General features: G+C 70.4%; 11 protein-coding genes and 2 pseudogenes. 4 read left to right on the top strand and 9 right to left on the bottom strand.

The genetic code is table 11. The features are described from left to right. Positions 1-28: 28 nt before the first annotated feature. Together ACLLJJ_RS41635 and ACLLJJ_RS41640 are read right to left on the bottom strand one after the other, a co-directional pair. On the bottom strand, positions 29-1,519 hold the full coding sequence (locus ACLLJJ_RS41635; protein WP_434600026.1) for a transposase: 1,491 nt from the start codon (positions 1,517-1,519) through the stop codon (positions 29-31). 55 nt (positions 1,520-1,574) lie between these two features. Beyond that, positions 1,575-2,114 (bottom strand): annotated as a pseudogene (locus tag ACLLJJ_RS41640) (sodium-dependent transporter); the annotation flags it as partial. 168 nt (positions 2,115-2,282) lie between these two features. Here ACLLJJ_RS41640 and ACLLJJ_RS41645 point away from each other — a divergent pair. Beyond that, a complete protein-coding gene (locus ACLLJJ_RS41645) occupies positions 2,283-3,116 on the top strand; it encodes a COG4705 family protein (RefSeq protein WP_434600027.1) in 834 nt (277 codons plus the stop codon). Here the strand turns inward: ACLLJJ_RS41645 and ACLLJJ_RS41650 are convergent. The 5 genes from ACLLJJ_RS41650 to ACLLJJ_RS41670 are packed head-to-tail and all read right to left on the bottom strand — an operon-like array spanning position 3,097 to position 7,078. Next, a complete protein-coding gene (locus ACLLJJ_RS41650) occupies positions 3,097-4,467 on the bottom strand; it encodes a sensor histidine kinase (RefSeq protein WP_434600029.1) in 1,371 nt (456 codons plus the stop codon). The genes ACLLJJ_RS41645 and ACLLJJ_RS41650 overlap by 20 nt on opposite strands. After that, on the bottom strand, positions 4,464-5,126 hold the full coding sequence (locus tag ACLLJJ_RS41655; RefSeq protein ID WP_434600030.1) for a response regulator transcription factor: 663 nt from the start codon (positions 5,124-5,126) through the stop codon (positions 4,464-4,466). Before ACLLJJ_RS41655 ends, ACLLJJ_RS41650 begins: the two co-directional genes overlap by 4 nt. After that, positions 5,101-5,811 (bottom strand): phosphatase PAP2 family protein, encoded by a 711-nt coding sequence (locus ACLLJJ_RS41660; RefSeq protein ID WP_434600032.1) that lies wholly within the window; start codon positions 5,809-5,811, stop codon positions 5,101-5,103. Before ACLLJJ_RS41660 ends, ACLLJJ_RS41655 begins: the two co-directional genes overlap by 26 nt. After that, a complete protein-coding gene (locus tag ACLLJJ_RS41665) occupies positions 5,808-6,413 on the bottom strand; it encodes a phosphatase PAP2 family protein (RefSeq protein WP_434600034.1) in 606 nt (201 codons plus the stop codon). Before ACLLJJ_RS41665 ends, ACLLJJ_RS41660 begins: the two co-directional genes overlap by 4 nt. Continuing rightward, on the bottom strand, positions 6,410-7,078 hold the full coding sequence (locus tag ACLLJJ_RS41670) for a DedA family protein (protein ID WP_434600035.1): 669 nt from the start codon (positions 7,076-7,078) through the stop codon (positions 6,410-6,412). Before ACLLJJ_RS41670 ends, ACLLJJ_RS41665 begins: the two co-directional genes overlap by 4 nt. 118 nt (positions 7,079-7,196) lie before the next feature. On the opposite strand from ACLLJJ_RS41670, the gene ACLLJJ_RS41675 reads away from it, so the two are divergent. The 3 genes from ACLLJJ_RS41675 to ACLLJJ_RS41685 all read left to right on the top strand — a co-directional run bounded on the left by ACLLJJ_RS41675 (position 7,197) and on the right by ACLLJJ_RS41685 (position 8,951). Further along, positions 7,197-7,568 carry a BlaI/MecI/CopY family transcriptional regulator gene (locus tag ACLLJJ_RS41675; RefSeq protein WP_434600037.1) on the top strand — a complete coding sequence of 124 codons (372 nt, stop codon included), beginning with the start codon at positions 7,197-7,199 and terminating at the stop codon, positions 7,566-7,568. Beyond that, a complete protein-coding gene (locus ACLLJJ_RS41680; protein ID WP_434600038.1) occupies positions 7,565-8,497 on the top strand; it encodes a M56 family metallopeptidase in 933 nt (310 codons plus the stop codon). Before ACLLJJ_RS41675 ends, ACLLJJ_RS41680 begins: the two co-directional genes overlap by 4 nt. 175 nt (positions 8,498-8,672) lie before the next feature. Continuing rightward, positions 8,673-8,951, top strand: coding sequence for a hypothetical protein (locus ACLLJJ_RS41685; protein WP_434600040.1), 279 nt, complete (start codon positions 8,673-8,675; stop codon positions 8,949-8,951). Here the strand turns inward: ACLLJJ_RS41685 and ACLLJJ_RS41690 are convergent. Together ACLLJJ_RS41690 and ACLLJJ_RS41695 are read right to left on the bottom strand one after the other, a co-directional pair. Then, the gene (locus ACLLJJ_RS41690; protein WP_434600041.1) at positions 8,890-9,495 is read right to left on the bottom strand and encodes a recombinase family protein; all 606 of its coding nucleotides are present in this window, start codon (positions 9,493-9,495) and stop codon (positions 8,890-8,892) included. The two genes, ACLLJJ_RS41685 and ACLLJJ_RS41690, sit on opposite strands and share 62 nt — an antisense overlap. Beyond that, positions 9,446-9,553: pseudogene (locus ACLLJJ_RS41695) on the bottom strand (zinc finger domain-containing protein); the annotation flags it as partial. The gene ACLLJJ_RS41690 and the pseudogene ACLLJJ_RS41695, both read right to left, overlap by 50 nt. Positions 9,554-9,627: the final 74 nt, after the last annotated feature.

Raw genomic sequence — 9,627 nt, forward strand, 5'->3', positions numbered from 1 at the left:
CTGATCAGCACCTTCACCCAGGATCAGTTCATCCTGCGGGGTGGGTGGCGACGCGCCAGGACCGGGATCGCGGGATGTGCTGCCAGTCGAGGAAGCCCTGGAGGGCTGTCGGACTTCGGGGCTGCCGGGTCGGCGGTGGCGGCAGGTGGACGTCGATGCGTTCGAGGTTGACCGCGATGGCGGTCAGGACGTGCTGGACGTGGGCCTTGTCTTCGCTGCGGTAGCGGCACTGGCGCATGCCGTGGCCGTTGACGAACTCGCTGATCGTGCCCTCGATGGCGGCCCGCAGCGAGTAGCGCGAGAGCCATTCCTGCGTCTGCTGCTCGGTCCGCGATTCGGACTGGATGTCGTGGAGCTCGCGCGGCAGGAAGGAGACCTTCCGGGCGTCGGTGCGGGTGCAGGCGGCCTTTACCGGGCACTGTCGGCAGTCGTCCGGGGAGAACTCGACGGTGACGTAGGGCGCGAGGGACGGCGGTGTCGACCACCGGCGGCTCATCTGGCCCTGCGGGCAGGTGACTTGCTTGGCGTCCCAGTCGATGGCGAAGGCGTCGCGGTGGAAGACGGTGCCCTTGTGGGACTGGCGGGTGCTCCTGGCCCGGATCGGTCCGGCCAGGCCGACGCCGTGCTCGCGGGCGACCTGCTGTTTCAGCGCGACGGAGAGGTAGCCGCCGTCGACGAAGTGTTCCTTCGACAGCAGGTTCCGATCATCGAGGTTGGCCAGGATGCCGGGCAGGGCCTTGGTGTCGTGGACGGGGGCCTTGGTGGTGGTCACGTCGGTGATCACGCTGGGGGTGTCCGGGTCGCAGGTCTCGGTGACGTGCGCGAGGAAACCCTTCCAGCGGGTCTCACCGCGGCGTGCGTAGCGGGCGCTCACGTCGTAGGGCGAGACGATGGCGACGGCGGAGGGCGGCAGGCCGGCGTCCTCCGGCTCTCGCCACTTCGGGTGGTCCTGGGCGTCGGTGATGTAGTTCTGTACGTAGATCTGGCGTAGTGCCTGGACCTGCTCGCCGTCGCGGAGGGCGGGCAAGTATCGGTGGATGTAGCGCAGGAGCAGGCGGGCGTCCTCGCCGCTGTTCTTGAGCCGGGTCTTGGGCTTGGAGGGGTTCTTGCCGAGGCGGGACGCGCGGCCGTAGCGCTTGCCCCAGTCCTCGGTCACGAGGCCGACCAGCTCGTGCGGGGCCCGGCGGGCGAGTTCTTCGAGGGCGGCGCGCATGGCCTCGGTGACCAGCTCCAGGCGGGTCAGGTCGCGGACCGCGGCCAGGACGTGGGTGGAGTCGGTGCGCTGCCGGCCGCGTTCCCGCACCAGGCCGACGGCCTGGATCTTCTCCAGCGCCAAGTCCAGCAGTTTGTCAGCCCGGCCCTCCTCGGCCAGACGCTCGCGGAAGTCCGTGAGGACGCTGTGGTGGAAGCCAGGATCCATCAGCTCCATGCCCAGCGCATACTTCCAGTCGATGCGGTTGCGCACCGACTCGGCTGCCTGCCGGTCGGACAGCTCCAGCAGAAACTGCAAGACCGACACGATTGCCAACTGGGCAGGTGACAGGCCGGGCTTGCCGTCCCTGGGGTACCACTCGCGGAGCCAGTGCTTGGACGGTGAAGGGGAACATCAGGGGGCAGAGCAGGGTGGAGGTGAGGACCAGTCCCACCATGGTCGGCTGATCGCCCTGGCCCTTGCCGGTCCATACGGTGGCCCCGGCGGCGACCGGCATCGCGACGACGAGGATCATCGCGGTGATGAGACCGCTGCCTCCGTCGGCGTCGGGGGACCCACGCAGCAGGAACGCGACGAGCGGGATGACCAGCAGTGGTGCCGCCATGTGCAGGGTGAGCCCGGCGAGCAGCGCCTTGGGCCGGTGCAGGAGGTGTCCCAGCGTCTGTGCGGGAACTTGGAGTCCGGCGGAGAACAGCACCAGGCCGAGCAGTAATGGGGCTGTGTGCAGAGGGAGTTCCTGGCGATTGCCGAGGGGCAGGGTGTGCGCGTGGCGCAGCCACAAGCCCGGGCCCGGAAGCGCCAGGGCGAGGAGGTAAGAGACGGCGACGGCCCTGCCCAGCCGGCACTGCAGCCAGTGGGCCGCGCGGTCATTGAGGGATTGGGGGGCGGGCGGGGCGTTCATGGCGGCGCTCTTCCGTCGTGGGGGTGGAGCGGGGGCGGAGCGCGGCTATAACGGGGTGGAAGGCACGGGTCGGCATGGCACACATGGAACACGCCTGGGTCCGGCGGGGCAGGTGATGCCGCTCGGCAGTCAGGATGTGTTCAGGTTGCCGGTGGCAGGGTCGCGGTCATGGCATCTGAGACGTCCGAGACCTCCCCGGCCGACAGCGCCGGAAACGCGTCCGGTCATCGCGTGCACTGGAACAAGGTTCCCGAGGTGACCGTCTACTTCTGGGTGATCAAAGTGCTGTGCACCACGGTCGGTGAGACCGCGGCCGACATGCTCAACGAGAAAATGGGTTTGGGCCTGAGCGGTGTATCGCTGCTCATGAGTGCGTTACTGGCCCTGGTGCTGGTGGTGCAGTTCCGTACGGCTACCTACCGACCCGGCGTGTACTGGCTCGCGGTCGCGCTGATCAGCGTCATCGGGACCCTGATCAGCGACAACCTCACCGACAACCTGGGCGTACCGCTGACGACGAGCACCACGGTGTTCGCGATTCTCCTCGCGGTGGTCTTCGCCGCCTGGTACGGCCGTGAGCGGACCCTGTCCATCCACAGCATCGACACCCTCGCCCGGGAATCCTTCTACTGGCTCGCGGTCCTATTCACCTTCGCCCTGGGCACCGCGGCTGGTGACCTGGTCGCCGAGCGCATGAACCTGGGCTACCGGGTCTCGGCACTGCTGTTCGCCCTGGCGATCGCCGCCGTCGCAGTGGCGCACTTCGCCCTGAACCTGCACGCCGTGTGGAGCTTCTGGATCGCCTACGTCCTCACCCGGCCGCTGGGCGCCTCGATGGGCGACTACCTCTCCCAGCCGGCCGGCGACGGCGGCCTGGGCTGGGGCACCGTACTCACCAGCGCCCTGTTCCTCGCCGTCATCCTCGGACTGGTCGTGTACCTGGTGCTGACGCGGAAGGACGTCACCGGAGGCGCGGGCAGCGTCAGGCAGCAGGCAGCCTGACCACGAAACGCGCCCCGGGCGTGTGCTCCGGTTCGTGGGTCACCTCGCCGCCTGCGGAGCGGGCCAGGCGCCGCGCGAGCGGCAGCCCGAGTCCCGCTCCGTTATGGCCGTCGTCCGGGTCGGCCCGTCGGCCCGGCTGGAAGAGCTGCTCGGTGAAGGGCTCCGGCACTCCGTGCCCGTCGTCGGTGACCGTGATGTGCACCTGCCCCGTCTTCCGCTCAGCACGGACGACGACGCCGCTGCGGGCGTAGCGCAGGGCATTGGCGAACAGCGGGCTGACGGTGCGCAGGAGGAGGGCGGGCGTGACGCCGACTGTCAGGCCAGTGCCCTCACCGACGACGGTGACCGTCACATGGTGCGGTCTGTCCAGAGCGGTAGTGAGCCGGTGCAGTGCGGGCACGACCTCAGCCGTGCCGGGGACGACGGCCGCGCCGTCGCGGGCGTCGGCGAGAAGGGTGTCGCAGATGGTGTGCATGGACTCGGCGGCCTCCGAAATGACCTGATGGGCGGCTCGGGTCTCCTTGGCCGTGCGCGTGCGGGACTGCCACCAGTCGAGTTCGGCGATGATCCGGCTCAGCGGGGTGCGCAGTTCGTGCGACAGCTCCCCGGTCAGCTGCCTCTCGTGGCGCAGCACCGCACGAGTGCGGTCCAGCAGGGCGTCCAACGACGAACCCAGGCGCGCGAGTTCGGTCGGATGGCAGGACCCGGCGAAACGTACGCCGGACGCGACGGTGCTCCACCGGGTGGCGTGGTCGGTCATGGTGCGTACGGGGCGCAGGGCGCGGCCGACCGCCAGTCGCGTCAGGGCGTAGGTGCAGGCGAGCATTACTGCGTCGAGGGTGAACGACCCGTACAGGAGGGCGTCGGCCGAGCTCCGGTAGGGGAAAAGGTCCAGGGCCGTCACGACGATGGCCGCGCCTCCGTCGTCAGATTCGGATACCGGCTGGGAGCAGAGCCGGATGGGGCCCGGCCCGGCGGCGGTGACGCAGTGCCGCCCACCACGCTCGGCGAGCCCAGCCGCGATGCGGGCCAACGGGGCAGTGGGAGTGGGAGGTTGTTCGAGCAGCCGGGTACCGGCGTAGATCCATACGTTCGCGTCCAGTAGCTGGTCGTTGGAGGTCTCCAGGACGCGGACGGTCGGGCCGTTGGTATCGACGGTCGTGGCGACGGCGGCCGCGCGAGCGTGCAGTTCACCGTCCGCCTGGTGTTGGAGGTGGCGGCGGATCACTGTATTGAAGGCGACGGTGAGGATGACCATCAGGAGTGTGGCAGTGGTCAGTGCCACGAGGGAGAGCCTGCCTCGCAGGGTGGGCGGTACCAGCCGCGCTGCGGGCGATGTAAAGGTGATCATGTTAGGCGGTGTCCGATGCCGCGGGCGGTGCCGATGCTCAGGACGCTGCCGTTGTCGCGGAGTTTGCGGCGTAGCCGGGTCAGGTACTGGTCGAGAGTGTTCTCCCTGACCTGGGCTCCTTCGGGCCAGCCAGCCCTAACCAGTTTGCGTCGGCTCACGATGCCTCCGGACGCCCCCATGAGAGCCGCCAGCAGCCGGAACTCCGTCGGAGTCAGATCGACCCGTGTGTCGTGCACGGTGAGGGTGTGCCGGACGGGGTCCAGGGCCAGGTCACCGGCCGTGGCCGTGAGGCCGGGCGCGGTGCGTCTGAGGGTCGCGCGCAGCCGGGCGGCGAGTTCGGCGAGGTGGAACGGTTTGGGCAGGTAGTCGTCGCCGCCCGCGGAGAATCCGGACAACCGGTCGGTGAGGTGGTGGCGGGCAGTCAGGAAGATAATGGGGGCGAGGAAGCCGTTCGCGCGCATCGCCTGGCACACGTCCCGTCCATCCGCGTCCGGCAGCCCGACGTCGAGCACGGCCGCACCGATGTCGTCGGTGGCCAGCCGCAGCGCGGTGGCGCCGTCCGCAGCGGGCAACGGGTCGAAGTCCTCCTCGCGCAGCCCGCGCAGTAGCACGTCACGCAGGGCGTGATCGTCCTCAACGACCAGGATCCTGTGGCGCATGAGGGTCCTCCGTCGGCCCGTGGGCTGTGAGTGTCGTGCCTGCGAGGAACCGGTCGGGCAGCCGCCGGGCCGCGGCGTACAGGAACAGGCTCAGCCAGCCGATGCTCAGGAGCCAGCCGCCGATCACATCGGTGAACCAGTGCACTCCGAGGTAGGCGCGGGTCAGGCCGACCAGGGCTCCCCAGCAGCCGGCGGTGACAACGAGCGGTGTTGTGCCGTGCGGGGCGCGCAGGCAGATCGCCAGGACAAGGAGACCGGCGGCCAGGGCGGCCGTGGTGGTGTGGCCGGAGGGGAAGGCCCAGCCCGAGGCGTGTGTCTGCCAGTTCGTCCGCGGTGGGCGGGGCCGTGCGAGGAGCGTCATCAGGCCGTAGCGCACGGCCTGCCCCGAGACCAGACAGAAGACGGCGAGCCCGGCGGCATGCATCCGGTGGCCTGTGGTGCGACCTGCCACGATTCCTGCCAGCACAGCGAGCAGGTAGGGGATGACGCCGGTGCCGGTGGCGGTGATCGCCCGGGCGAACGCCACAGCCGTATGCGGGCGGTGGTCGACGGACCAGGCCAGCAGACCGCTGTCAGCGGCCAACGGGGCTCCGTTGCCGACCAGGAACACGCTCAGCGCGCCGAAGGCCACCAGCGCTCCGAGACCGCAACTGCCCGCCAGACCGGCGGCCTTCTTGCGGTTCATGGCGCGAGGAGCAGAGGGCGCAGGCGGGTGGCGGTGATCCGCTGGAGCGCCGTGTCCGGGGCGCGGTGCAGCGCCGCCATGGCGAGCAGAGCGACCAGTGCTCCGGCAGCGGCCCCACCCGCCACGTCGTGTGGGTAGTGGGCGCCGACCCAGACCCGGGAGGCGGCCATCGCGCACGCGGCCACCACCGCGACGACGCCGAGCCGGCGGGAGACGAACAGCAGCGTCACCGCGCATGCAGCGGCGATCGCCGCGTGGTTGCTGGGAAAGGACCAGTCGCCCGGTGCCGGGCATGCCTCCAGGGTGATGACGTGCAGGCTCCGGCAGGGCCGGTCCTCGCGCACCACCGCCTTCAGCGCGTCGTTCACGCCGTAGGCCAGGACCACGATTACCGGTGCGGCTAGCGCCCGCACCGCCACCGCCGCGCCGAGACTCCGGGCCTGCCACCAGCCGATGACCATCAGCAGGGCGAACACCGCGAGCCCGTACGCCGACCAGGTTGACACCAGGCCGTCCAGCCAGCCGGGGGAACCGTGGGCCAGATCGACCACCTGTGTGTAGGCGGAGCCGTCGATCGAAGATCCATCGAAAGCGGGCATCATCCGCGGGCCTCCTTGGCCTTGGCCGCCCGGCGGGAACGGTGGACCTCGGCCGCCACCGGGATCAGTGACACGACGGCGATCACCGCCACGATGGGCAGCAGATACCGGTCCACGTTCGGGACCGAGGAGCCCAGGGCGTAACCGCCGAGTGTCAGGCCCAGACTCCAGAGCAGGCCGCCGGCCACCTGCCAGAGGGTGAAGGTGCGCGCCGGCACCCCGAGCGCACCGGCCATGGGGTTGAGCACCGTCCGCACCACCGGCACGAACCGCGCCAGCACGATCGCCTTCGCGTACCCGTACTTCTCCAGCAGTTCCTCGGCCCGGCGGGCCCCCTGCTGGAGCCGGGGCGAGGAACTGCGGGCGAGCAGTGCGCCGCCCGCTCTTCGGCCCAGCAGATATCCGCACTGCGCGCCGGCGAGCGCGCCGACGGCGGCGGCCACCAGCAGCGGGCCGAGCGACAGCTTCACCGCGCTGTCGGCCGGGCCCGCGCACAGCAGGCCCGCTGTGAACAGCAGGGAGTCGCCCGGCAGGAAGAACCCGACCAACAGGCCCGTCTCGGCGAACAGCACCACCGCGACCCCCAGCACCCCGAAGGCGGCCAGCAGGGAGTGGGCATCGAGCACGTTGACAGCCAGCTGCGACGATAGGTGGACGGGTGTGGGCATCGTCGCGACCCCTTCGGTCTGACGGAAGCGGGCGTGCCGGAGCAGCACCCGACCAGTGACTACAATTCTGTAGACGGTCTACTGAACTGTAGACGACAACGGGGTGAGGAACGTTCCCATGACCGACCCGAAGGACGAACGCCGCCCGGCCGGCGAGCTCGAAGCAGCCGTCATGGCCGCACTGTGGGCAGTCGGCACACCGCTCACCCCCGCACAGGTACAGACCGAACTCGCCTCCGGCCTGGCCCGCACCACCGTCACCACGATCCTGTCCCGCCTCCACGACAAGGGCGTCGTCAATCGCGAGCGACACGGGCGCGGCTACGCCTACGCCCCCGTGCAGGACGCCCCCGGACTGACCGCCCGCCGCATGCACAACGAACTCGGCCGGGACACCGACCGCGAGACCGTCCTCGCCCGCTTCGTCGCCCAGCTCACCCCGGACGACGAGAAGATGCTGCGCCAGCTCCTGGAAGGTGACGAGCAGTGACCGTCCTCCTGCTGCTTCCGCTCCTGCTGCCCTTCGCCATGCCCGCCCTGGCCCGACGGACCCTCGCCCGCCTCAACCCGGCCACCGCCCTGTGGGCACTGACCGCCTGCGCCCTGGTGTGCGCGGGCGCATGCGTGGCCGCCCTCGGCGCACTCCTGCTGACCGGGCTGCTCACGTTTCCCCTCTTCGCGGCCCTCGGCGACCTCATCCGGCCCCTGCGCACCCCCTCGGACCCCCTCGTCCTTCCCGCCGCGGCCCTCGCCACCGGCGCCCTCACCCTGGGCGCCTGGACCCTCGCACGCTCAGCCCTCAACCAGGTCACAGCCCTGCGCACCGCCCGCGCGGACGCCGACAGCCGCCCCGCCGCCGGTGACCTCTGCGTTGTCGATTCGCCGCACCCGGACGCCTACGCACTGCCCGGCCGCCCCCACCGGATCGTCGTCACCACCGCGATGCTCCGCAGCCTGAACCCCGGTGAACGAGAAGCCCTTTTCGCCCACGAGCGGGCCCACAACGCGGGTGGCCACCACTACTTCCTGGCAGCCGCCGAACTCGCCGCCCACTGCCACCCCGCACTGCGCACGACACGCGACACCATCCGCCTCGCGGCGGAACGCGCCGCCGACGAGAGCGCCGCGACCGTTATCGGCGACCGCCGTCTGCTGGCCCGGGCCATCGCCCGCGCCGCCCTCGCCACGGACGCCGCAACCACCCCCCGCTCGGCGTTCACCCCAGGCGCGACCACCGGCCCCGTCCCCCAGCGGGTCACCGCCCTCCTCGCCTCCCGCGGCAACCCCTCGAACACCGCGCGATGGACCATCGCCCTGTTCCTCGCCGCATGCGCGGTTCTTCCCGTCGGCGCGGCCGCTACCGGCGTAGTCGCCTTCCACCACGAAGTCGAAGTGGCCCAGGGCGAGGAGAGCCCCTGACACGTCCCAGAACGCATCCGTCGTCGTGCGGTTGCGCGGGTGTCGGGCCGGTGAGCTTCGCCGAGAAGTGGCAGGGCAATGTGGGGGATATGACAGACGCGAACGAACTGCTCGTGCCCGAAGTTGTGGCCAGTCCGGCTCTGCGATCCGAGCCGGGCGGCCGGTGGCACAGTGGATGCTGCGGCATCAGGTGCAGCCGGTCGGGCCGGCGGCAGGGGAGCGACATGCCGAGTCGCACGCTTGGTGGAAGGTGATGTGCCTGACCGGCGACGAGGAGGGGCAGTGCTGGATCTCGGCGTTCGAGATCCAGCACTGCCCCTCCTCGTCCCAGACCGCCCTCGGGTACTTGATCGGCCTCCAGGCATCTTCGCTGATGCTCGCGCATGCCTTCTTCACCGAGGCGTTCTGCCGGGCCGTGATGGAGAAGCGGGCGCCGCCCGGCAGGCCGCGATGATCTCGGCGGCGTAGAACGCGGAGTCGGCCCGCAGCACGATCAGCCCGCTCGCCCCGCACTCCTTCGCGGTGTGTATCGCCTCGGCGGCGAACGAGGCCGCCCCGCGCCCGGAATTCGTGGGCCCCTTGCGGGGCCTCGTGGCGGCGATGACCGGTGCCGCCAGTGGTGTGGAGACTATCCCGAGCAGTGCGTTCAACCCTTTGGCCTTCTCCAGCTCCGGCCGCGTCTTGATGCGGGTGCTGATCTTCTCGGAGAAGACCCTCTTGCAGTCGGCCCGGGCGAGTGCGTCGAGCTGGCTCTGGAGTTCCTGCAGTGCGGTCGAGCAGCGGGCGTACCCGATTCGGATCGACTTGGCGGCCGGCGCAGCCGGGATCTGCTCGGCGGGCGGGCCCGGCTTCCACAGCCGCCCGGGTCCACGGCCCGCGCTCCGCGAGGACTTCCAGCTCCTCGCGGAGCGCGGGCACGAGGATGAAGCGGGCAGTGTGATACTTGGTGGCGATCTTCCCGCCGCGGGTGCGGCAGGGACTCCCCGCCGGGGCCTCACACTTCGGACAGTCGGAACGTTCTACCGCGGCTGCGGCTTGGTCGGGTGTCAGATCCACCCAGGCAGTCTGTCAGAACTGTCTCTCACAACACCTTGGTTTTGAGAGGACTTGCGCGAACGGCGACCTGCGGA

The sequence above is a fragment of the Streptomyces sp. A5-4 genome, from assembly GCF_051131715.1.
Classification (GTDB): Bacteria; Actinomycetota; Actinomycetes; order Streptomycetales; family Streptomycetaceae; genus Streptomyces.

Bases quoted from the DNA above. Each gene is read 5' to 3' on its own strand.
- ACLLJJ_RS41645 (WP_434600027.1), top strand. From the start codon at position 2,283: ATGGCATCTGAGACGTCCGAGACCTCCCCGGCCGACAGCGCCGGAAAC.
- ACLLJJ_RS41650 (WP_434600029.1), bottom strand. From the start codon at position 4,467: ATGATCACCTTTACATCGCCCGCAGCGCGGCTGGTACCGCCCACCCTG.
- ACLLJJ_RS41655 (WP_434600030.1), bottom strand. From the start codon at position 5,126: ATGCGCCACAGGATCCTGGTCGTTGAGGACGATCACGCCCTGCGTGAC.
- ACLLJJ_RS41660 (WP_434600032.1), bottom strand. From the start codon at position 5,811: ATGAACCGCAAGAAGGCCGCCGGTCTGGCGGGCAGTTGCGGTCTCGGA.
- ACLLJJ_RS41665 (WP_434600034.1), bottom strand. From the start codon at position 6,413: ATGATGCCCGCTTTCGATGGATCTTCGATCGACGGCTCCGCCTACACA.
- ACLLJJ_RS41670 (WP_434600035.1), bottom strand. From the start codon at position 7,078: ATGCCCACACCCGTCCACCTATCGTCGCAGCTGGCTGTCAACGTGCTC.
- ACLLJJ_RS41675 (WP_434600037.1), top strand. From the start codon at position 7,197: ATGACCGACCCGAAGGACGAACGCCGCCCGGCCGGCGAGCTCGAAGCA.
- ACLLJJ_RS41685 (WP_434600040.1), top strand. From the start codon at position 8,673: ATGCTGCGGCATCAGGTGCAGCCGGTCGGGCCGGCGGCAGGGGAGCGA.